General features: G+C 43.3%; 19 protein-coding genes and 2 tRNA genes. 6 read left to right on the forward strand and 15 right to left on the reverse strand.

Going from position 1 to position 23,427, the window contains the following annotated elements; translation table 11 throughout:
• Window positions 1-59 precede the first annotated feature (59 nt).
• The 3 genes from BM043_RS05885 (at window position 60) to BM043_RS05895 (ending at window position 5,661) form a co-directional block, all read left to right on the forward strand.
• Window positions 60-3,563, forward strand: coding sequence for a PVC-type heme-binding CxxCH protein (locus tag BM043_RS05885; protein ID WP_092789737.1), 3,504 nt, complete (start codon window positions 60-62; stop codon window positions 3,561-3,563).
• A gap of 2 nt (window positions 3,564-3,565) precedes the next feature.
• Window positions 3,566-4,426: a sugar phosphate isomerase/epimerase family protein gene (locus BM043_RS05890; protein ID WP_092789739.1), complete on the forward strand. Its 861-nt coding sequence runs from the start codon at window positions 3,566-3,568 to the stop codon at window positions 4,424-4,426.
• Window positions 4,427-4,542: 116 nt separating this feature from the next.
• Entirely contained in the window at window positions 4,543-5,661 is a 1,119-nt protein-coding gene (locus tag BM043_RS05895) for a Gfo/Idh/MocA family protein (RefSeq protein WP_092789740.1), read from the forward strand.
• A 1,074-nt stretch (window positions 5,662-6,735) separates the two neighbouring features.
• On the opposite strand, the gene BM043_RS05900 is transcribed toward BM043_RS05895, so the two are convergent.
• The 3 genes from BM043_RS05900 to BM043_RS05910 all read right to left on the reverse strand — a co-directional run bounded on the left by BM043_RS05900 (window position 6,736) and on the right by BM043_RS05910 (window position 9,529).
• Window positions 6,736-6,808: transfer RNA gene (locus BM043_RS05900), tRNA-Thr, on the reverse strand.
• Between the two features lie 109 nt (window positions 6,809-6,917).
• Entirely contained in the window at window positions 6,918-8,912 is a 1,995-nt protein-coding gene (locus BM043_RS05905) for a DUF349 domain-containing protein (protein ID WP_092789742.1), read from the reverse strand.
• A 47-nt stretch (window positions 8,913-8,959) separates the two neighbouring features.
• Window positions 8,960-9,529, reverse strand: a complete 570-nt coding sequence (locus tag BM043_RS05910; protein ID WP_092789744.1) for a YqgE/AlgH family protein — start codon at window positions 9,527-9,529, stop codon at window positions 8,960-8,962.
• Window positions 9,530-9,768: 239 nt separating this feature from the next.
• Here BM043_RS05910 and pdxH point away from each other — a divergent pair, with 239 nt between their 5' ends.
• The gene (pdxH, locus tag BM043_RS05915; RefSeq protein WP_092789746.1) at window positions 9,769-10,404 is read left to right on the forward strand and encodes a pyridoxamine 5'-phosphate oxidase; all 636 of its coding nucleotides are present in this window, start codon (window positions 9,769-9,771) and stop codon (window positions 10,402-10,404) included.
• 3 nt (window positions 10,405-10,407) lie between these two features.
• On the opposite strand, the gene bshB1 is transcribed toward pdxH, so the two are convergent.
• The 8 genes from bshB1 to BM043_RS05955 form a co-directional block, all read right to left on the reverse strand.
• Complete coding sequence (gene bshB1, locus BM043_RS05920; protein ID WP_092789748.1) at window positions 10,408-11,127, reverse strand: bacillithiol biosynthesis deacetylase BshB1; 720 nt, start codon at window positions 11,125-11,127, stop codon at window positions 10,408-10,410.
• Between the two features lie 4 nt (window positions 11,128-11,131).
• The gene (locus BM043_RS05925; RefSeq protein WP_092789750.1) at window positions 11,132-12,172 is read right to left on the reverse strand and encodes a peptidoglycan DD-metalloendopeptidase family protein; all 1,041 of its coding nucleotides are present in this window, start codon (window positions 12,170-12,172) and stop codon (window positions 11,132-11,134) included.
• Window positions 12,173-12,181: 9 nt separating this feature from the next.
• The gene (trxB, locus tag BM043_RS05930) at window positions 12,182-13,126 is read right to left on the reverse strand and encodes a thioredoxin-disulfide reductase (protein WP_092789751.1); all 945 of its coding nucleotides are present in this window, start codon (window positions 13,124-13,126) and stop codon (window positions 12,182-12,184) included.
• A 158-nt stretch (window positions 13,127-13,284) separates the two neighbouring features.
• Entirely contained in the window at window positions 13,285-14,148 is an 864-nt protein-coding gene (locus tag BM043_RS05935) for a sigma-70 family RNA polymerase sigma factor (RefSeq protein WP_087938112.1), read from the reverse strand.
• A gap of 62 nt (window positions 14,149-14,210) precedes the next feature.
• The gene (pnp, locus tag BM043_RS05940) at window positions 14,211-16,352 is read right to left on the reverse strand and encodes a polyribonucleotide nucleotidyltransferase (protein WP_092789753.1); all 2,142 of its coding nucleotides are present in this window, start codon (window positions 16,350-16,352) and stop codon (window positions 14,211-14,213) included.
• A 99-nt stretch (window positions 16,353-16,451) separates the two neighbouring features.
• Complete coding sequence (rpsO, locus tag BM043_RS05945) at window positions 16,452-16,727, reverse strand: 30S ribosomal protein S15 (protein ID WP_092789755.1); 276 nt, start codon at window positions 16,725-16,727, stop codon at window positions 16,452-16,454.
• Between the two features lie 61 nt (window positions 16,728-16,788).
• Window positions 16,789-18,567, reverse strand: coding sequence for an LptF/LptG family permease (locus BM043_RS05950; RefSeq protein ID WP_092789757.1), 1,779 nt, complete (start codon window positions 18,565-18,567; stop codon window positions 16,789-16,791).
• A gap of 72 nt (window positions 18,568-18,639) precedes the next feature.
• Window positions 18,640-19,035 carry an START-like domain-containing protein gene (locus BM043_RS05955; RefSeq protein ID WP_092789759.1) on the reverse strand — a complete coding sequence of 132 codons (396 nt, stop codon included), beginning with the start codon at window positions 19,033-19,035 and terminating at the stop codon, window positions 18,640-18,642.
• 483 nt (window positions 19,036-19,518) lie between these two features.
• Between BM043_RS05955 and BM043_RS05960 the strand changes: the two genes are divergently transcribed.
• Both BM043_RS05960 and BM043_RS05965 read left to right on the forward strand, forming a co-directional pair.
• A tRNA-Met gene (locus BM043_RS05960) sits at window positions 19,519-19,592 on the forward strand.
• Window positions 19,593-19,635: 43 nt separating this feature from the next.
• Window positions 19,636-19,896 (forward strand): GIY-YIG nuclease family protein, encoded by a 261-nt coding sequence (locus BM043_RS05965; RefSeq protein WP_092789761.1) that lies wholly within the window; start codon window positions 19,636-19,638, stop codon window positions 19,894-19,896.
• 201 nt (window positions 19,897-20,097) lie between these two features.
• Here BM043_RS05965 and rplT read toward each other — a convergent pair whose 3' ends face one another.
• From rplT to thrS, 4 genes are all read right to left on the reverse strand, one after another.
• The gene (gene rplT, locus BM043_RS05970; protein WP_092789763.1) at window positions 20,098-20,442 is read right to left on the reverse strand and encodes a 50S ribosomal protein L20; all 345 of its coding nucleotides are present in this window, start codon (window positions 20,440-20,442) and stop codon (window positions 20,098-20,100) included.
• A 103-nt stretch (window positions 20,443-20,545) separates the two neighbouring features.
• Window positions 20,546-20,740 (reverse strand): 50S ribosomal protein L35, encoded by a 195-nt coding sequence (rpmI, locus tag BM043_RS05975; protein WP_087941465.1) that lies wholly within the window; start codon window positions 20,738-20,740, stop codon window positions 20,546-20,548.
• Between the two features lie 24 nt (window positions 20,741-20,764).
• Window positions 20,765-21,316, reverse strand: a complete 552-nt coding sequence (infC, locus tag BM043_RS05980; protein WP_092789765.1) for a translation initiation factor IF-3 — start codon at window positions 21,314-21,316, stop codon at window positions 20,765-20,767.
• An 84-nt stretch (window positions 21,317-21,400) separates the two neighbouring features.
• Complete coding sequence (thrS, locus tag BM043_RS05985; protein ID WP_092789767.1) at window positions 21,401-23,350, reverse strand: threonine--tRNA ligase; 1,950 nt, start codon at window positions 23,348-23,350, stop codon at window positions 21,401-21,403.
• Window positions 23,351-23,427 lie beyond the last annotated feature (77 nt).

A 23,427-nucleotide genomic window follows, 5' to 3' on the forward strand; every position in this document is an offset into this window, starting at 1 on the left:
AGTCAGAGTCGTGTTTTTTATGGAATATAGTAGATCGAAATTACCGTAAAAATAAACCCATGAATAACCCAAATTTCTTCAAAAGCATTTTACTGCTTTTTGTACTTGGAATTTTGACTTTAGCAGGTTGCTCGGACAAAAAATCTTACTTGTCCATGACCGAGCCCCGGCGAGTCGAAATTCTTGTGCTCGGCCATGAAAGCGAGCACCACAATTCCGAAAAGTTGATGATGTATCTCGGCACTCCTTTATTTCAAAAAGGAATCAACCTCACCTACACCACAGATCCCAACGATCTCAATGCCGAGAAACTCAATAATTACGATGGCTTGATGATCTATGCCAATCATGATGAAATCACTTCTGAGCAGGAAAGCGCGCTGAAAGATTATGTAGAAGGTGGCAAAGCCCTAATCCCTATCCACAGTGCTTCCTTTTGCTTTAGAAACTCAGACTGGTTTGTAGAGACTGTAGGGGGTCAGTTTAGCCGACACGGTACTGGCGATTTTACAGCAGAAATCGTGGATCCCTCCCATCCAATCATGGAGGGAATCGAAGAATTTGAAACTTGGGATGAAACCTACGTACACACCTCGGTCAATCCTGATATGCATATCCTGATGGAGCGGGTAGATGAAGAGGGTCGAGAACCCTACACTTGGACCCGTGAGCAAGGCAAAGGAAGGGTATTCTATACGGCTTACGGACATGATGAGCGAACTTGGAAAAAAGACCAGTTTCAGCAAATTGTTGCCAATGGCATCCTTTGGGCTGTCGGAGACAAAGTTCAAGAGCTCTTAGCTGCATATGAAATTCCGCAGACGGAATTCCGAGACGCAGAAATCCCCAATTACGAGCGAAGAGATCCGGCACCGAGATTTCAGCTACCACTTTCTCCAGAAGAAAGTCAAAAGCTCGTGCAGGTTCCGGTGGGATTTGAACTCGAATTATTTGCATCCGAACCCATGATTATCAATCCGATCGCCATGACCTGGGATGAGCGGGGAAGACTTTTTGTGATCGAAACGACCGATTACCCAAATGAAGTCCGAAAAGAAGGCGGAAATGACAAAATCAAAATCCTCGAAGATACCGATGGTGATGGTAAGGCAGATAAAGTAACCGTATTTGCTGATAATCTAAATATCCCCACTTCAATCACTCCGGTCAATGGCGGCATGCTGATTTCCATGGCTCCGGACTTTGTTTTCCTCAAGGATACCGATGGTGACGATGTAGCGGATGTCAGAGAAGTGGTCATGACTGGCTGGGGCAAAAGTGACACCCATGCAGGACCATCCAATCTCAAATATGGATTTGACAATAAAATCTGGGGAGTACTGGGATATTCGGGATTCAACGGGGAAGTCAGCGGTCAGCAGTTTAATTTTGGACAGGGTGTTTACCGTTTTGACCCCAATGGTGAAAATCTCGAATACCTCGGTAATACCTCCAACAACACCTGGGGATTGGGTTTTACAGAAGATTTTGAAACTTTCATCTCTACCGCCAATGGACAGCACAGTGTGTATTTTTCTATGGCCAACAAATATGTCCGACGCCCGATCTACCAAGGCTCGGCCAATACCGTTCACGGGATCGATTCCCACTATGACATGCCGCACCTGACTCCGTTTTTGCGTCAGGTAGATTGGCATGGGAGCTATACTGCAGCAGCTGGACATAATTTTTACACGGCCAGAGACTTTCCAAAGGAATATTGGAACCGAATTGCCTTTGTAGCTGAACCAACCGGAAGGATCTTACACAATGCCATCATCAATGCCGAGGGATCAGGATTTACCGAGAAAAACGGCTTTAACATCCTGGCCAGTTCGGATGAATGGTTTTCACCGGTTCATGCTGAAGTGGGGCCGGATGGCGCACTTTGGGTTGCGGATTGGTATAATTTTATCATTCAGCACAATCCTACTCCAAGAGGTTTTGAAAATGGAGAAGGAAATGCCTACATCAATCCGCTTCGCGATGCCAAACATGGCCGCATTTATCGATTGGTTTACAAAGGAGCCAAAGAGGCAGAGCGATTTGACCTCCAAGACAAGGATAATGGGGAGCTTATCGCTGCTCTAAACAGTGACAATATGTTTTGGAGAATGACTGCTCAGCGATTGATCGTCGAAAATCAAATGCAGGATCTCCTTCCTGAATTATATCAACTCATCAGCAATCAAGAGGTAGACGAAATCGGCTTGAGTCCTGCCGCAGTTCATGCACTTTGGGCTCTGAAAGGTCTAGGCGCTTTGGACGGAAGCAACCGCGAGGCGGAAATGGTGGTAGAAAAGGCCCTTCGTCATCCCTCTGCATCTGTTCGAAAAAATGCACTGAGAGTTCTTCCTAACTCTCCTGATGCACTGAAGGCGATTTTGGCCTCCGATCTTTTGAAAGATGATGATGCTCATACCCGAAAGCAAGCCTTCTTAACGATTGCTGAAATGCCATTCTCAGAGGATGCAGCCAAAGCGCTCGTTCCGCTAGCTGAGGATCAAACCAATGCTGAAGACAATTATTTGCCGCAGGCGATGTTTGCTGCGGTACTTTCTCATCCTACCGAGTTTTCGAAAAGGGAGATCTCCATGGCTAGCAGCAGTAATGCCGATGAAGAAGTTTCCCTTGCGGACCGAATCAGCCGAAGCTTAATCAGCGAGCAATATCCCCTGGATCAGCGAAATTCCATCCTTTTCCCACCTGATGTGGCTGGCAAGGAAATCGACCTTCGCATGATTATTTCCAAAGGAGATAATCCGCTGGCAGGGGTCTTGGTCGCCCAAGGAAACAACAGCAATGGCTACAGTTTGTACATCTATCAGGACGCCCTGCATTTTGCGATAGTACAAAACGATCGGCAAACCATCATCAGTTCTCAAAAAAATCTCCCTGAAGATCAGTTTGTCATTAATGCCAGCCTCAAAGAAGACGGCTCAATGAGCTTATCCATCAACGGCAATGAAATCGGTACTGCAAAAGTGTCTGGACTTTTCGAAGAAGAACTCAGTCCAAAGAGTGTTCGCGTGGGCAGAAATGACAGTAGAAATGTGGTGGGTAAATATGAAGGTGACTGGTGGTTTGCAGGAAGACTGAACAATAAATCTACGCTTTCGCTGACCAAACCCGGAGTTGAACTCAGTTCAGAGGAATCCTCAGCTGAGGCTACTATCACTGCAAACGGAACTTCAATGATCAAACTGAGCGTCATTCCTCATGAAATGAAATTTGACAAAGCAGAATTTACCGTGAAAGCAGGATCACAAGTCACCATCGATTTCGAAAACCCGGACTTTATGCAGCATAACTTGGTCATCGGGCAAAAAGGCAGCATGGATGCCATCGGTAATGCAGCGGACGAATTGGCGAGAAATCCTAGAGGTGCCGAGCAAAACTATGTTCCTGAGATCCCTGAAGTGATTGTGGCCACTGCCCTCGTAGATCCCGAAGGAAGAGAATCCTTGGTTTTCACCGCCCCTACCGAGCCAGGAGAATATCCTTTTGTCTGTACCGTACCGGGTCACTGGAGAATTATGAACGGAATCATGAAAGTAGAATAAGGATGGCTTTAGACGTAAAATTCGGGGTGAGCACTTGGCTCTGGACCTCCCCTTTCAATAAAGAAACCCTTTCATTATTTCCGAAAATCAAGGAATTCGGCTATGATGCTGTCGAAATCCCCGTAGAAGACCCTTCATTAATATCCATTGGTGAAGTCAAAAAAGCCCTAGCGGATCATGGTCTGGAAGTGGTAATTTGCGGGGCTTTTGGGACAAGCAGAGACTTGACACACGAGGATCCCAGCTATCATCAAACTTGCTTTGATTATTTGGACCAATGCTTTGACATCGCTGCTGAACTTGGTGCCGGATTTGTTGCAGGCCCGATGTACTCAGCCGTGGGAAAAGCCCGATTAGTTTCTCCCGAACAGAAAAAAAGGGAATGGAACCGGGCCGTGATCAATTTGCGAAAAGTCTGTGAACGTGCACGGGTGCACGGGTTGGATATCGCATTGGAAACGCTCAACCGCTTCGAAACGGATCTAATCAATACCGCCGAGGAATTGATGCAGCTCATTACCGATATCAATGAACCAGAGGCCAAAGCGCTTTTGGATGGATTCCACCTAAATATCGAAGAACCCAGTATCGAGCAGGCCATCCGAACGGTGGGGACCAAACTGATTCATGTGCAGGTTTCCGAAAACTACCGCGGTACTCCGGGAACGGGACAGACCAATTGGGATGCTTGGAAAAGAGGATTGGAAGCGGTCAACTACAGCGGAATTATTTCCATTGAGAGTTTTACTCCGGACGTAAAAGAACTCGCCGGTGCGGTATGTATTTGGAAACCGCTGGTACCTTCTCAGGATGGCTTTGCCAAAGAAGGACTGGAATTTCTTAAGAAATGGGCCTCAAAATAAATCTAAAACGCAAAATAGTGTCATCCTTCGGATCCCCCAAAACAAGTTTGGGGCCGGCAGCTCAGGGTGACATCCAACAATTTACATCTTTTTAAAACCCAAAAAACTACATACACATGAGTAAAAAACCTATCAATATCGCCATCATCGGCTTGGGCTTTGGAGCGGAATTTATCCCGATCTACCAAAAGCATCCGCTAGCCAATATGTATGCAATCTGTCAGCGAAACCAAGAAAAAGCCGAAGCCATTGGGAAAGCTTTTGGAATCGAACACGTCTATACCGATTATGACGAGCTACTGAAGGATCCCAATATTGACGCAGTGCATATTAATACTCCGATACAAAATCATGCGGAACAATCGCTAAAGGCTCTTCGTGCCGGAAAGCATGTCGCCTGCACCGTGCCTATGGCCACCACAGTCGAGGAATGCCGCCAAATCGTAGCCGAGACCGAGCGAAGCGGTCTGACCTACATGATGATGGAGACCGTGGTCTATTCTCGCGAATTTCTATTTGTCAAGGAGATGTATGAAAAAGGGAAATTGGGCAAAATCCAGTTTCTCCGAGCCTCCCATCAGCAGGAAATGGCCGGATGGCCCGGCTACTGGGAAGGCCTCCCTCCGATGCACTATGCGACACACTGCGTAGGTCCTGTGTTGGCTTTGCCCAAAGGGGAAGCTGAATACGTTTCTTGCTTAGGCTCGGGTAGAATCGACGAAAATCTGATTCCAAAATATGGGTCACCTTTCGCCATCGAAACCTGCCATATTAAGTTAAAAGATTCCGATTTGGCGGCTGAAGTGACCCGATCCTTATTCAATACGGCGAGACAGTATCGGGAAAGCTTCGATGTCTACGGTTCCAAAAAATCCTTTGAGTGGACCCTGATCGAGCATGAGGATTCGGTAATTCATACCGGCGAAGTTCCCGAGCGGGTGAAGATTCCGGATTATGCACATTTGCTTCCGGATGAAATCGCCTCATTCACCACACAAGGAGTCTATGACCAGGATGAAAATCAGCACTTGTCCTTTATTCAGGGTTCCGGACATGGAGGATCCCATCCCCATTTAGTGCATGAATTTTTGGTCGCCTTGACGGATGAGCGTGCCCCCTATCCCGATGCCCGACAGTCTGCCAATATCACCTGTGTTGGGATTTTGGCTCATGAATCTGCGATGGAAGGCGGAAAAATCAAGCATTTGCCGGAGTTTACCTTGAGTAAAAAGTAAGCGGCTTAGGAAGTAGCCTTAACCTAAATTCATTCGTGAATTCGTGGCTAAAAAAGGGGCCACGAATTCACGAATGGCTTTCGGTGGATTCAGCGAAAAACCAAGTTTCATTTCCATCGGTCTTCTCTCTTATTTCTTATCTCTCGGCTCTTATTTCTTAGCTTTCGCTCCGGTTTGTGTCTGCACGAAGTTTCCCCGCCCCTGTTCGTGTCCACACGAACAGGAATTAATCTTATTCGGGCTTACGTCGACAGAAAGGAAAAGTGGCCGATCAGACCAAAGCAAGGATTTTAATTCGTGCATTCGTGGCTAAAAAGGGACCACGAATTCACGAATGGTTTTCGGTGGATTCAGCGAAAAACCAAGTTTCATTTCCATCGGTCTTCTCTCTTATTTCTTATCTCTCGACTCTTATTTCTTACCTTCCGCTCCGATTCGTGTCTTCACGAAGTTTCCCCGCCCCTGTTCGTGTCCACACGAACAGGAATTTATCTTATTCGGGCTTACGTGGACAGAAAGTAAAAGTGGCCGATGAGATACAGACCAAAGCAAGGATTTTTATTCGTGCATTCGTGGCTTAAAAAAGGGAGCCACGAATTCACGAATTTTTTGTTTCCACGATGATCGCATTAACTTCGAAAGGCTGAACATTTTGAAAGGTGAAAAAATGATCATCGTTTAGTTTGACCCGCTTCGGGGTCGGGAAAACCATGACCTTTTATCCATCAATCCCACGGGTTTGGGTTCGCAAGCTCAGCCTTAACCCGCGGCTACACCTCGGCGCACAAGTATTGAAAAGTTTGATCTCCGCCACGGCGGAGAGGCATTTCAGGATCAAGAATTGAATGATTGATTATAGGAAATAATGAGGTTGTCTCAAAAGTGAAGTTTGTCACATTGAGCGCCTGCCTCGCTGGCAAAGGTAGGAAGTCGAAATGTTTGACAAAACGATAAAAATTTACCTCCCCAGATATTCAGACTGATCCCTGATCCCTGATCCTGGCCTTCGACACTACAGCACATAAAAAGGCATTAAAAAAAGCACCTAGAAAAATCTAAGTGCTTTGTTAAATGAGCCCCTTGCCGGGATCGAACCAGCGACCTACTGATTACAAGTCAGTTGCTCTACCAGCTGAGCTAAAGAGGCCTTTCTTTTATTGTGGTGCAAATATAGGCCTTCATTTCATTGCCACCAAATACTGGGATTTGATTTTTTGAAGAAATGGCCTATCTCGCTTATTCTGAGAAAGATTGATTTAGAATTCTCTCAAAATTGACAATCGCTTCTTTAGCTTGTCAATCTCTTCTTCGGCTTTTTGAATCTTCACATCAAATTGATCCTTGAGTTTATCGGCAGTTTTGGACGCCGCAAAAAACTCCAAATTGGTTTTCCACAGGGTGATGTTGTTTTCCAAATCCGAAATTTGCTTCCGTATTCCATGCTCCTTTTTATTGAAAGTCTTCACCGCATTCGGATCAGATTGAATTCTGTTCAGGTTTAATCGGAACAAGAAATCCTCCCGATCAAAATTCTCCGGATCGAGTTTTTCTAAGTAGGTATCCACCGCGGATTTGAACTGGGCCTGGATATCCTTCATATTTTTGCGAGGCACAAATCCTACCTCATTGAATTTGGCTACAAATTCGGTCAATTCCTCCTCGGTTGGGTTCTCTCCTTCAGAAGCTTTGATGATTTCTTCGCAGACTTCTTTCTTCTTCTTATAGTTTGACTCGTATTCAGAATTTGCCTGCTTATTGGAGTTTCTCCGGTTTTCAAAGAAGGAATCACAGGCGTTTTTGAACCGCTTATACAATCCATCCCGACTTTTCTCGGGTGTTGGCCCAAGTTTTTTCCACTCCTGCTGCAATTTGATCAATTCATTTGCGGTAGCCTGCCATTCGGTGGATTCTTTGAGCTCCTCCGCTTTTTGGATCAGTTCCTCCGCTTTTGCCTGATTGCTCGCGCGGATCTCATCGAGTTCTTTGAAGAAGTGATTTTTATTTTGGAAAAACTGCTTGAAACCAGACCAGAAGGCTTTGTTGATTTCCCTACCGCTTTCCCGTGGAACCTGTCCTATTTTTTCCCAGGCTTTTTGAATTTCTAGAATTTCCTTGGTCTTGGTATTCCATTCTTTGATCCGCTCTGCTTTAAACTCAGTAAATGCCGCGAGCTTTTCGATCAAGGCTTCTTTGGCTTCCTGATTTTTCTTAAAGACCTCTTTCTGACTGTCGTAAAATTCCTTTCTGCGATCGTAAACTGCGTCTGAGGCTTTTTTGAATCGTTGCCAAAGGGCTTCCTGTTCATCTCTGGGTACCGGACCGATATGCTTAAACTCCTCATGGAGATCATTGAGCATTTTGATGGCTTCTTTCAGGTCAGGAACATTCTGCAGGGCTTCGGCCTTTTGGCAAAGCTCCAGTTTACTTTCCAAGTTCTTTTTACGGTCGAGTTCTTTGAGCTCAAAGTAAATACTTCGATTGTCGTAAAAACGATCCATCAGCGCATTGTAGCTCGCCCAGAGGTTTTTATTTTGTGAGGAAGGGACCGGACCGATGGTTTTCCACTCATCCTGAATGGCCTTGATGGCATTCATGCTCAGTGTGGTCTCCTCTCCATCTACTAAGTCTCGAAGTCGATTTAATATATCTGTTTTCGCTTCAAAATTTTTCTCTTTTTGACGCTCAGATTCCTTGCGGATAGTAGATACTTGTTTTCTGAATTCGAAATAAAACTGATTGAATTCTCGCTCCTCATCGGAAGGACGAAAATCAAAATCATCTTCAGCACCACCTTCGGCCTTGAATTTCTCCTTAGCTTCTTCTCGCTCTTTGGAGGTAATGTCATCAAATGCCGCCTTGATCTCATTGATCACCCGGTCGGACTTGAGCGGATTGGTACTTTCTTTTATTTTATCCTTTAGGACTTGGAGCAGTTGAAGCTTGTCCAGTCCGGTCAGGTCGAGTTCTTCTTCGTGGTGTTCTTCTTCCTCCGAACTCTCCTCATCATGATCCTCATCGGTATTTTCTAACGGCTCCTCTTTGCTCTCTTCAGCATTATCTGATACCGGGACAGTCGATTCATTACTTTCTTCAGATTGCGCTAAAGAAGCATCGACTTCCCGTTCGGGAGTTTCGGCCGTTTGATTCTCGGCTTCAGTATTGGGGCCTTCAATTTTACCCTTTACATCCGGTTGCTCAGCTGCTTGGGTCACCTTGTCTTTTTCAGACATATCTTCGTTTTTCTCAGTCATAAAAACACTAAATTTCGAGGCAATATGGGCAAAAGTAGGGATTTTGCCTAATTTAATCTTGGGTCAAGAGGATAATTTGCGAGAAGCTTAAAATCTCCTCCCATGTTGAGTAGGATCTTTCTCCAGAGTTCGTCAGGTGTATATTGCAGCGTAAATTCGTCCAGCGCATCTTTACAAACAATCCAGGTATTTTCATTTAACTCCTCGACCAACTGATCAGGGGCCCAGCCCGAATAGCCCAGAAAAAAGCGGAAATCCGCGGGATCAAGTTCCCCTGATTTCAAACCTGAAACCAGTTCTTCAAAATTGCCACCCCACCACATGTTGAGTCCGATGCTGATACTTTTTTCGAGTTTTTGATCTCCCTGATAAATATAATGAAGGGTGTTTTGCTCGACAGGGCCTCCGACATAGACTTCCTTGTCCAAAAAAGACAAGCTTTCGACCAGTTCAGAAAGCTTTAAGATTGATGGTTTGTTTAATATCAGTCCAAAACTCCCTTCCGCATTGTGCTCACAGAGCAGCACAACGGATCTAGTGAAATTTTCATCTAATAAAAAAGGCTCTGAGATCAATAAATCACCAGCCGAAAGGTCGGGAATCTTGTCAATACTCATACAGAATCGATTATGGTTGGAAATAAAAATATATGCCTAAATTTTATAAATGCAATGCTGATCGTACTTTTATTGTAGAAAAAATTAACGCCCCTTGGGCGTGTAATTCATCAAAAATTGAAGACAAACAAATAGGTTTGCTCCCAGTTAAAGCATTAAATCGATTGCAAGATCATTAGTTGGGCGTTAAAACTCAGCTCAGTTATCCAATACTTATCTGATAAAAACTTTAAATCTCCATGGATATAGCCTCAATACGAAAAGAATACTCATTCAAATCACTGGATAAAAATGACGTACACGATGATCCAATGGTTCAGTTTAAAGACTGGATGAAAGAGGCGATAGATTCCCAAGTCCTCGAAGCCAATGCCATGACTTTATCTACCCTTGGCGCAAATGGCTATCCCAATGCGCGAATAGTTTTGCTTAAAGAAGTCGATCATGGCTTTGTCTTTTTTACCAATTATGAAAGTGAAAAAGGACAGGAACTGATTCGGAATCCACAAGCAGCACTTACCTTTTTCTGGGCCGAACTGGAGCGACAAGTTCGAGTACTTGGAAAAGTAGAAAAAATCAGTCCTGAAGAATCAGATGAATATTATTTCAGCAGACCTCTTGGATCACAAATCGGAGCTTGGACTTCACCCCAAAGTGAAAAAATAGCTTCTCGTGAGATTCTTGATCAAAAGCTAAAAGAAATGGAAGATAAATTTGCCAAGGAAGAAATCAAACGGCCACCTTTCTGGGGAGGTTTTCGATTAATTCCTCATAAAATCGAGTTTTGGCAAGGACGACCCAGCCGCCTTCATGACCGGGTCCTCTACGAAAATATCACTCCAAGTCATTGGGAAATATCGAGACTAGCTCCATGATGTTTATTTCAGATCAAATAGATCATCCGCTCCGATCATTCGCTCGACGGTAAATCCCTCTCCGTAAGTTTTGAAAATACGGTGGCCCATTTCCCGAGCCCGGGCTTCGATAAAGGGCAAAAAGTCCGGGTTGGAAATAAAGCTCTCCGGTTCTTTGCTGCTTGGGTCGTGAAATTGGGACTGATAGGCCAAAATACTTTTGACTTTGGTCTCCCAATGGTCCGTGATATCAAACACAAAATCCGGTTCGATGTAATTATTTTGAATGTAATGATACACGAATTTGGGTCTCCAGGCTTCCTGATTTTTCCCTTCGTATTCGGTTTCGATTTTGCGAAGCCCACTCATAAAGCAAGCATGGGTAGCTAAACTTGCTCCTTTTCCATGATCGGGATGCCGATCACGAATGGCATTAGCCAGTACGATTTCAGGCTGATATTTGCGAATTACCCTGATCACTTCTAATTGATGCGCCTCATCATCCAAAAACAAGACATCCTTAAATCCCATATTTTCTCTCGCCGAAAGACCGAGAATTTTTGCGGCGTCATCGGCTTCTTTCAACCGAATCTCGGGAGTCCCCCGTGTGCCCATTTCACCTTTTGTCAAATCCACAATTCCCACCTTATACCCTTTGGAAACCTGAGCTAAAATGGTACCCGAACAGCCAAGCTCAGCATCATCAGGGTGAGCTGCGATTACTAAAATATCTAATTTATTCATGGAATTATCTGACTCGTAAATTTTGACCTATTCTGAGAATACTTCTCGTGGATATTCGATTCAATCGCGTAATTGTACTAATGGAGACACCATATCTTCTGGCGATTCCACCGAGGGTATCCCCTCTTTTTACCCGATGATAAGCGGCCGTTCGCGCTTTGGCTACTTGATTAAACGTAGTCGGAGTAATTTGATAATCCTGAAATCTGATTTTTCCACTGGGAAAATCATACACTAACTCAGGATCAAAAGGGAGTCCCCGATACCGCAGCTCGTAATGCAAATGTGCCCCGGTACTTCGTCCCGTGCTTCCTCCTTTACCAATAATATCTCCGGCTTTGACTTCATCCCCGACATGGGCGATCAATTTAGACATGTGCCCATAGAGCGTTTCAAGTCCGTTTTTATGACGAATAACTAAAAAATAACCATAACCATATCGGTCATAGGATCGCACCCTGACTATGCCATCAAATGCAGCATAAACCGGATCACCGGTGTTCAGATCCAAATCCGTCCCATAGTGCATTCTTCCCCAGCGAGGACCATAGGATGAATTGATTTTCATGATTTCGGAAGGCATTTTCCATTCATAGCCAAAAAAAGGATCGTAAAGACGGAGATTGACCGTATCCTGAAATTTTCGGACATCAAAATTATAAATATCCACTTTCTTGGAATCCCAGGCAGAATAATATTCAAAAGCGGTCACCCAAATACTGTCAATTTGAATTTGCTCCGATACTTTGATCAAACGATTGGTGGGTGCCCAGATCATCAGATTTTGATCCTCTGCGATAATAGACCGTGATTTTCGCAAATTCACGTTATTTTCAAAAATAAGGGAATCGGTGATAGAACTTAAAGATTGGAGATAGCTATCCTGATCAAAAGTTCTCAATTCGATACTTCCTCGCTCCTGAGGAACGGTAATAGTCTCTGATTTACTCTTTTTAATGATTTTTGGAAAAATTTGAGCATTGGCCGTATGTAGACCAATGCTCAAAAATATTCCTATACATAGTATCAGGTGTGGATACTTCATGAATGCTTTTTAATGATTCTCCAATGCAGCTAAATACCTCTCAGCATCCAAGGCCGCCATACAGCCTGTTCCGGCTGCCGTCACGGCTTGTCGATAGATATGATCTTGTGCATCTCCACAAGCAAAAACGCCTTCTACATTGGTTTTGGTACTTCCAGGAATAGTTTTAATATAGCCGGACTCGTCCATGTGGATGTAGTCTTTGAATACCTCGGTATTTGGTTGATGACCAATAGCAACAAAGAAGCCAGAAATCTTCAAATCTCTTTTTTCTTTGGTGACATTATTGATGACTCTTGCTCCTGTTACTTCATCGTCTCCTAGAATATCCTCTGTTTCAGTGTTCCAAAGGATTTCTATTTTGGGATTGTTCATGACCCTGTTTTGCATAATCTGGGAAGCACGCATTTCATCTCTTCGGACGATCATGTATACTTTGCTGCAGATATTTGCCAAGTAGGAGGCTTCTTCGCAGGCTGTATCTCCTGCCCCTACGATGGCCACATCTTGACCTCTAAAGAAGAACCCATCACAAACTGCGCAGGCAGAAACCCCTTTACCATTGAGACGAGTTTCACTATCCAGTCCTAGCCATTTGGCAGAGGCTCCGGTAGAAATAATGACCGTATCCGCATGCACGGTCACCTGATCATCGACGGTTACCACGTGAGGAGTTTTGCTGAAGTCCACTGCCGTGACCATTCCGTATCTCACTTTGGTACCAAATCGCTCGGCCTGTTTTCTGAAATCTTCCATCATCTCAGGCCCCATGATCCCATCGGGATATCCGGGGTAGTTTTCCACGTCAGTGGTAATGGTCAATTGACCACCGGGCTGCCCACCAGTGTAAAGCACAGGATTTAATCCCGCTCGAGAAGCATAAATAGCTGCAGTATATCCTGCAGGCCCTGATCCTACGATCAGCACCTTTACTCGTTCAATGTCTTGATTCATCTTAAAGAAGTATTAAATCGGGTAAAATTTGACAAATAATGGATGGTAACAAAACTACCAATTGTTAAAATTCCCAAATGTGACTCTTATCCTATAAAATCCGCCACCGGGTCTTAGGTTGGGTAAAAAATAAAAAAGGGAGTCGCCTCCCCTTTTTCTTAACCTAAGTAAGGCTTCAGTGTCTTACTCCTAGAAGTATGCCTTAGCCTTCGTATTGCTTTTTCTTTGATTTGCCTTACCCGCTCTCGGGTGAGGTTAAATTTCTCACCAATTTCCTCCAAAGTCATGGCTTGCTCTCCGTTTAGTCCAAAGTAAAGGGTGATCACATCGGCTTCACGTTGAGTGAGTGTAGATAATGCCCGCTGCACTTCCTTTCGGAGGGAGTCGTTCATCAGTTCATCATCAGGTTTTTCATCCCCGTCATTTTCCAAAACGTCCAAAAGACTGTTTTCCTCACCTTGTACAAAAGGCGCGTCCATGGAGACGTGGCGACCAGAAATTTTCATGGTATCCACGACCTCAGAAGCAGTCACTTCGAGCACTTCAGCCAATTCTTCCGGAGAAGGCTCCCGCTCAAACTTTTGCTCGAGCTCACTGAATGTTTTGGAAATTTTGTTTAATGATCCTACTCGGTTCAAGGGTAGACGTACAATCCTAGATTGCTCAGCAAGCGCCTGCAAAATAGACTGACGGATCCACCAAACCGCATAAGAGATGAATTTAAATCCTCTGGTTTCATCAAATCGCTGTGCAGCTTTGATCAATCCCAAATTTCCCTCGTTGATCAAGTCACCCAGAGAAAGTCCTTGGTTTTGATATTGCTTTGCTACTGAAACCACAAATCGAAGATTGGCTTTGGTTAACTTTTCCAATGCCAATTGGTCTCCTTCTCGGATCCTCTTTGCCAAAACAACTTCTTCGTCTGCAGTTAACAAATCTACCTTTCCAATCTCCTGAAGGTATTTGTCCAAGGATTGGCTTTCTCTGTTGGTAATCTGTTTACTGATTTTTAGCTGCCTCATTCAGAATTATGATATGTGTAATTGATTTTTAGATATTGAATGTAATCAAAGGAAGGTTAATCTTAACCTTTTGGTTCCTGTTTTTCAGGTTTTGGGATCAAAACTTTTCTGGAAAGCTTGAATTTACCGGTCTTTTTGTCTACGTCGATCAACTTAACGACGATTTCTTCTCCGGGTTCGAGGACGCCTTCCATACTTTCTAGACGCTCCCATTTGATCTCAGATATATGCAGTAAACCATCTTTGCCAGGCATAAATTCCACAAAGGCACCGAAAGGCTGAATATTTTTCACTTTTCCGGTATAGGTCTCTCCTATCTCAGGCTGGGCGACGATTGCTTTGATCCGCTGAAGGGCAGCGTCCATATTGTCCTGATTAGCAGAGAATACGTTGATTTTGCCCTGATTGTCGACTTCTTCGATTACAATAGTTGTGCTCGTGTCTTTTTGAATCTCTTGGATTACCTTACCACCAGGTCCGATTACCGCTCCGATCAATTCCTTAGGAATCATCATCACAAAAGAACGAGGAGTATGAGGCTTCAAGTCCGGCTTAGGGGCAGCAAGTGTCTTATTGATTTCATTCAAAATATGCAGTCTTCCCTCTTTTGCCTGATGAAGTGCTTCTTTCAATACGGAGTAATCCAAGCCCTCTACTTTCAAGTCCATCTGACAAGCCGTGATTCCTTTTTGGGTACCAGTGACTTTAAAATCCATATCTCCCAGATGATCCTCATCACCCAAAATATCAGAAAGGATGGCATATTTTCCGGTTTTGGCGTCGGATATCATCCCCATCGCAATTCCGGTAACCGGTGCTTTGATTTTCACTCCGGCATCCATAAGTGCCAATGAACCCGCACAAACGGTAGCCATCGATGAAGAACCATTGGATTCTAAAATATCAGATACAATCCGGATAGTGTACGGATTTTCGATTTCGGAAGGCAATACTTTTTTCAAGGCTCTCATCGCCAAGTTTCCGTGCCCTACTTCTCTTCTACCCGGACCACGGTTTGGCTTTACTTCGCCAGTAGAAAATCCAGGAAAATTGTAATGAAGGAAAAATTTATTGTATCCGGAGATTACCGCGCCGTCAACCATCTGCTCGTCCATTTTGGTACCTAATGTACAAGTAGTAACGGATTGCGTTTCTCCTCTGGTAAATACTGCCGAGCCATGCGCCGAAGGAAGGTAATCTACCACAGACCAAATCGGTCTAACCTCGGTAAGATCCCGACCATCCATTCGTTTTTTGGAGTCTAATGTGAAGTTTCTTGCGGCCTCTTTGTGAATCTTATGGAAATACGGACCGATCAAACTCGCCTCAAATTCATGCTCCTCACCCAATGCTTCCACAAATTGATCTTTGATCTCTTTGATCAGAGCAGATCGCTCGCTCTTGTTGGCAATTTGCTTAGAAACAGACTGGTATAACTTATCATAAAGCTCTGACCGCATCTTATCAAACAGTGCTGGATCAGATTTCTCGTGATTGTACTCTCGTTTTTGTTCTTTTCCTACTTCTTTGGTCAGCTCAAGTTGTACTTGACAATGACGCTTGATCTCCTCATGGGCAAATTCCATGGCCTCAACCATTTCATCCTCTTGGATTTCGTTAGCTTCACCCTCTACCATCAAAATGAAATCCAAAGATCCCGCTACTATAAATTCCAAAGAAGCTTTTTCAAGATCACTTGGTTTAGGGTTGATGATTAATTGACCGTCGATCTTCGCTACACGAACTTCTGAAATAGGACCATTAAACGGAATGTCAGAAACAGCTAAAGCTGCGGATGCTGCCAATCCTGCCAAACAATCCGGCAAAACCTCATCATCTGAGGACATCAACGTTATGGCAATTTGAGTATCGGCATGATAGTCGTCCGGGAAAATAGGACGAATCGCTCGATCAACGATACGGCTGATTAGAATTTCATAATCGGAAAGTCTTCCTTCCCGCTTCAAAAAACCTCCGGGAATTTTTCCGGATGCTGCGAATTTTTCTTGATAATCCACAGACATAGGCAAAAAGTCGACTCCTTCTCCAGCCTCTTTTTTGGATACTACCGTAGCCAAAAGCATGGCTTTCCCCATTCGTACTACAACAGAACCATCAGCTTGCTTTGCCAATGCGCCGGTTTCAATAGTGATTTCTCTACCATCCTTAAGGGTGATGGTCTTAGTGATTAAATTTGGTAACATAAATTATGATTTGTATTATTTTTTCGTTTTAAAAATTAAGGCATCCAGTTTAAAAAGAAAAAAGTAAGGTCCTCCAAAAGAGAACCTTACCTTGATTCGTTATTTTCTGATTCCTAGTTCAGCAATAATCGCTCTGTATCGCTCAATGTCAGTTTTGATTAAGTAATCGAGCAAGCTTCTGCGCTTACCTACGAGCTTAAGCAATCCAAGTCTTGAGGAGTGGTCCATTTTGTTGGACTTCAAATGTTCAGTCAAATGCTGAATCCTGTGAGTAAAGAGGGCAATCTGAGACTCAGGTGATCCTGTGTCAGTTTCAGATTTTAACCGTCCATGATTTTTAAACAACTCTTGTTTTTTCTCTGATGTTAAATACATGTTTAGCTAAATTAATTAAAACAGCTACAAAGGTAAGGTTTATATTCCAAATTAGAAAATATCAAGCGGTTTTTGAAACTCTTCTCTTCAGTCGTTTTTGTGTCGATTTCCACCATTCTATGTAAAAATCCGGCTCGAATAACCGGGCATCTTTTCGAGCCTGTTTCAAAAAGAACAAACCAAATGGCAAAAGCATCACACAAGAAAACCAAGTTCCGATCAGCGGATCTGTGACACCTTCCTTCGCCCATTTTTCACCCGTAATGGTAAGCATATAGTAAACAATGAAAAATATAATAGAAACCAAAACCGGCATGCCCAAGCCACCTTTCTTGATAATCGCTCCTAATGGTGCTCCAATCAAAAACATCACAAAGCAGGCAAAAGCCTGAGTGTACTTTTGATACCAGGAAATCTCAAACCTTCTGAATTCGCGCTCGTAATTATCAATCTGCACCTTTTTCACCTGAAAATTATTTTTCAAGTTTCGGGAATTGTTAAGCGCCATAGTCAGAGCATTGGAGCGATAGCCTCTTTTATTGATTAAAGAGTCAATCAAATCCCGCTCATCATCCGTCAAAGGTTCGGTTCGGGTGATAGTTACTTTCCGATCAGTTGGATCATCGGCCACAGGATTATCCACCATTGCTTCCTCTAATCTGCGCTGAGGGCTGAGGGAACTGGGTCTTTTAGCTCGCAAAAGTGAATCGACTCTAGGGTTGGCCGGTTTAGCGGCAGAAACCGGAAGCGAACCACTAGAATCCAAGGTCACGCCAAGACTTTCTTTGAAATCCAGCAGTACGGTATCTTTACCCCGATCCTCCAAAACGTTTTTTAAAGAATCCATCTCCAAGCGCTCTTTTCTACTCATTTCGGCACGTAACGAATCCGCAATTGCCTTTTTTTCCATAATGGGTTGGAGCGGATCCAGATTTCTAGTCCGTGCAAAAAAAGGGTAAATACTCTCAGCTTGCTTGTAATTTTGAAATTGCTGTTCGTTAACCAGAGTACTAATCGAATCCAACCCCAGCTTGATTTGAGAGATGTTTTTGATGGATCGATTGGTGGACCAGAGATCTTCCGGAGTCCGGCTGAGTTGAAACTCGTCTAGGTCAAAAACAATTATGTTTTCGTCAAAAGTCGTCCGGTTAAAGGGAATTGGTTTTTCTGAAATTCCACGCATTCCCCTTTCTTCATGGTAATTGGTTCCATTATAAAGCGTGAGCTTCATATAATTTTCATTAAAAAATTTCTCCATCCGTCCGGAATCAGCCACGGTCATATCCAAATTTCCAGTTCCCGCGCTGTGATTGTAAATAATGATATCTCTCAGGTCATTGTCATTCAGTTTCTGATTCACTTTGATGCTGTATCCTGGGATACCCGCATAAAATACCCCTTCCCGAATATCCAAAGCCGGAGACTTCATCCGAATGTCGTAGAGCAGACTGAAGGTTTTGAGGTTGACTTTGGGAACCAGATAATTATTGGAAAAAAAAGCCGCTATTACCAAAAATACGGTGAAAACGCCGATCGGTCTAAGTGCCCTCACCAAGGAAATCCCACTGCTTTTGATGGCGGTGATCTCAAAGTGTTCCCCAAGATTTCCGAAAGTCATCAAGCTGGAAAGCAATACCGCCAAAGGCAAGGCCATCGGAGAAATGCTAATCACAAAATAACCGATCAGTTCGGCGTAGATCCAAAAACTCAGTCCTTTACCAAAAATTTCATCAAAATATTTAAGCATGTTGACGATCAACAAAATGAAGTCAACCACCACAAAAGTCAATAAAAATGGCCCTATAAAAGAGCCTAGTATTAATTTATCTAATTTCTTCATAGAAAATCCTCTTCCCCGTCTCCAATACGAAACAAAGATTTTTGAGGTTCAAAATTGGTGATTTAGATTGAATTAACCACCAATTATTTCTTTCAGTTTTCCAACCAAACCCTCCCAAATAGCTGTCAGTTCATCATCATCATACCCGTCTGAGTAGTCGATAACCTTCAGAAAAAGCGTTTGCGTCAATTCATTTTCTTCAAGTTTAAACTCAATGAAAGCATGATCTTTTTCATCCGCATTAGTGGGATCAAAAAACTCAAATTTCACATGCGAGTTAATTCTCTGTGAGGCAAGTCTGGCGGGATGATCCTCGCCATCAAAATTGAAGATATAAACTTTGTCTTCATTAATCCTCACCTCATCAGCAAACCACTCCTCCAAACCGCTAGCAGTACTTAAATACTGAAAAACAATTTTCTTTGAGGCATTAATTTGATAATCAGCTACAAACTTATTTTTAACCATGATTTTTTAAATTCAGCAGTGAAAATTTCACTTTTTTAAAGAACGTCAACTTGCATTTCACAGCACAAGACCTCATATTTGCATTCCCATTTATCAGGGAGGAATTCACGATGAAAATAAACGATTTTCAGTCCTGATTTATTCGATTTCGACTGTGTCATAATATAGGCATTAATTCGAACTTTCGATACCAAAAAATAAATATTGAAGAAAATTATGGCGAGGTATCCCGATAGTTATCGGGAGCAGGATTCATATCCCTGCCTGCGGTAGGCAGGCGCTATGGCGTAAGGGAGCCTGCCTCCAGCAGGTAAATTCAAATCCTAATAAGAAAATTGAATTAGTGAATTAAATAATTCTGGCGAGGTATCCCGAAAGTTATCGGGAGCAGGATTCATATCCGCCGCGGCGGACGGGAGCCTGCCTCCAGCAGGTAAATTCAAATCCTAATAAGAAAATTGAATTAGTGAATTAAATAATTCTGGCGAGGTAGCTCAGTTGGTTAGAGCGCAGGATTCATAACCCTGAGGTCGGGAGTTCAAATCTCCCTCTCGCTACAAAGGTCTCTGAATTTTCAGAGGCCTTTTTTATTTTTAGGATATGGATGAATTCGTTGTTTATATACTTTATTCTCCTTCAACAAGAAAGACATACACCGGTATGACTTCTGACTTAATTACAAGATTCCATTTCCATAATCAAAAATCAACCAAAGGTTATACAATTAGATATCGACCTTGGATTGTTATTTATGTGGAGTTTTTTAAAACGAAGAAAGATGCTCTTGCCAGAGAAAAGGAACTGAAATCTGGTAAAGGCCGTGATTGGATCAAAAAATATATCTTACCTTTTTACAAATAGCGTCAAGATTAATATCTGCTACCACATAGCACCCTGGCGCGGCGAACACGCGTCTGCCTATCGTAGGTAAATTCAAATCTCCTCCCAATTCCCGGGACTACCAAGGCTTTCGGAAACGGAAACCTCTTTTAGAAATGAATTAATGGAGAAAAAAAAAGCCTCCCCGAAGGAAGGCTTTCCGCAAAATAAGGTGTGCCTACCTTATTTTACTCTTTCAACTACAGCTTTGAATGCCTCTGGGTGATTCATCGCCAAATCAGCCAAAACCTTACGGTTTAGCTCGATGTCAGCTTTTTTCAACATCCCCATAAACTGAGAGTAGGAAATCCCATGCTCACGAGCACCGGCATTGATTCGCTGAATCCACAATGCTCTGAATTCACGTTTCTTTGCTTTTCTGTCTCTGTATGCATACTGAAGACCTTTCTCATACTTGTTTTTGGCTACGGTCCATACATTTTTACCTCTTCCGAAGTAACCTTTTGTGGCCTTTAGCACTTTTTTTCTTCTTGCTCTTGACGCTACCGCGTTTACCGATCTAGGCATAGTTTTTTGTTTTTTGACGCTTGGTGCTCCGAATTAATCGAAATCTTTAGAACCAACGCATCTGGTGAATAAATAAACCTTAATTAATTAATGGACAGGTTGATCAGATTCTCAACATGTCACGTACTCGGCCCTCATCAGACTCGTGAACCAAACCAGTTTTGGTTAAGTTACGCTTTCTTTTGGTGGCTTTCTTGGTCAGGATGTGGCTTTTGAAAGCATGTTTCCTTTTGATTTTGCCGGTTCCTGTTAAGGCAAACCGCTTTTTTGCACTTGATTTAGTTTTTACTTTAGGCATCTTACTGTATTTATTTAGTTGAAATTATTTTTTCGACTGCTTGGGTGCGATGAAAATATTCATTCGCTTTCCTTCTAATTTCGGTAGCTGCTCCACTGCACCATAATCTTCGAGAGCCTGGGCAAATTTCAATAAAAGCATCTCTCCTCTTTCTTTGAAGACAATACTTCTACCCACAAAATGCACATAGGCTTTGACTTTGGCTCCTTCTTTCAGGAAACTGATGGCATGCTTCAATTTAAAGTTGAAATCATGATCATCGGTATTCGGACCAAAACGGATTTCCTTCAAAACAACTTTTGCAGCATTGGCCTTGATTTCCTTTTGCTTTTTCTTTTGCTCGTACTTAAACTTGGCATAATCCAAAATCTTACATACGGGAGGATTGACAGTGGGTGAAATCTCGACCAAGTCCAAGTCGTTTTCTTCGGCAAGTTTGATGGCTTTGTCGGTAGGCATCACTGCGTTTCCGCCTTCTACAAAATCCCCTACTACACGTACTTCTCTTGCTCTGATTCGTTGATTTACCTTGTATGGTTCTTCTTGTCGACCTCTGTGTGGTTGTCTGTCTCTCAAGTTAGCTGTTGTTGTTTTTGTGAAATTGACTGCAAATATCGGAATTATTTTTATTCGAAAAAAGCGGAATAATATTTTACCAACTTATTCCTTACTCAATGATTCTGAAATAATCCCCTGAAAATACTGAATAAACTCCTCGATTGAGTAGTTACCTAGGTCTCCTTCTCCGTGCTTCCTCACAGATAGCACGCGATTCTCCTGCTCTTTCTCTCCTACAATAAGCATAAAAGGCACTTTCTTCACCTCCGAATCTCTGATTTTACGACCGATCTTTTCATCCCGATTGTCAATACTTCCGGTGATTCCAGCGTCCTCCAATAAGGATTTAACTTCCTCAGCATAAGTGATAAATTTCTCAGAAATCGGCAGAATATTAATCTGCTCCGGTGAAAGCCAAAGTGGAAAATTACCCGCACAGTGCTCAATCAATACTGCCACAAATCGCTCCAAGGAACCAAAAGGCGCCCGGTGAATCATCACAGGTCTGTGCTTTGCATTGTCCGAACCGATGTATTCCAATTCAAATCGCTCAGGTAGGTTATAATCTACTTGGATGGTCCCCAACTGCCATTTTCTTCCCAACGCATCCTTGACCATAAAATCAAGTTTCGGGCCATAAAAAGCCGCTTCACCCAATTCGGTGACGGTTTCCAAGCCTTTTTCGGCTGCAGCCTCGATAATCGCAGCTTCGGCTTTGGCCCAAGCCTCGTCCGTTCCGATGTATTTCTGCTTGTTTTCGGGATCCCGAAGGGAAATCTGGGCAGTGTAATCTTCAAAACCCAGAGCTTTGAACACATAAAGCACCAAATCAATCACTTTGATAAACTCTTCCTTTACTTGCTCCGGACGGCAGAAAATATGGGCATCATCTTGGGTAAATCCTCTCACCCGGGTCAATCCATGCAACTCTCCACTTTGCTCGTAGCGATAGACCGTTCCAAATTCAGCATAACGAATCGGCAAATCCTTGTACGATCGCGGCTTATGCTTATAGATTTCACAGTGATGAGGGCAGTTCATAGGTTTGAGCAAAAACTCCTCCCCTTCATGTGGAGTATGAATCGGCTGAAAGGAATCCTTTCCGTATTTTTCATAATGACCAGAAGTCTCATACAGCACTTTGTGCCCGATATGAGGCGTGGTCACTTGCTCGTATCCTGATTTGTCTTGGGCTTTTTTCATAAAAGCGACCAATCGCTCGCGCAAAAGTGTCCCTTTTGGTAGCCAAAGTGGAAGCCCCTGTCCTACTTTTTCAGAAAAAGTAAACAATTCCAATTCCCGCCCGATCTTACGGTGATCCCGCTTTTTAGCTTCTTCCAATAAGGTAAGGTATTCCTGAAGCTCTTTTGCCTTGGGGAAAGTGACCCCGTAGATGCGGGTTAGCATTTTTCGCTTTTCGTCCCCTCTCCAATAAGCTCCAGCTATATTGGTCAGCTTGACCGCTTTGATAAAACCGGTATTGGGAATATGTGGGCCCCGACAAAGGTCGGTGAAATTTCCCTGCTCATAAAAAGTGATCGAACCGTCTTCCAATCCTTCCAGAAGATCCAGTTTATACTCGTCGCCTTTTTCTTGATAGTAAGCGATGGCGTCTTTCTTTGAAATGGCTTTTCGGACATACTCATTCTTCTCCCGAGCCAGTTCGATCATTTTTTGCTCGATCTTTTCCAATTCGGATCCGTCCAAGGTATGATCGCCAAAATCTACATCGTAGTAAAAACCCGTTTCGATTGGCGGGCCGATACCGAACTTGATTCCAGGATAAAGCGCTTCCAAAGCTTCAGCCAATAAGTGGGCGGAAGAATGCCAAAAGGTGTTTTTCCCTTCCCCGTCATTCCAGGTCAACAGCTGAACGTTGGAATCCTGCTCGATGGCACGGGTAGCATCCCACACCTGACCGTTGACTTTTGCGGCTAGGACATTCCGGGCTAAACCCTCGCTGATACTGGCAGCAATCTGTAGTCCGGTAGTTCCTTTTTCGTACTCCCTTTCCGATCCATCCGGAAGGGTAATTTTAATGGGTTTTGACATAAAATAAATAAGCCTTTACAAACAGGCGTTTGGTTTAAGATGCAAATATGCGAAGAGTGATCACAAAGGAAAAATTT

It is taken from the genome of Algoriphagus hitonicola, assembly GCF_900113375.1.
Lineage (GTDB): Bacteria > Bacteroidota > Bacteroidia > Cytophagales > Cyclobacteriaceae > Algoriphagus > Algoriphagus hitonicola.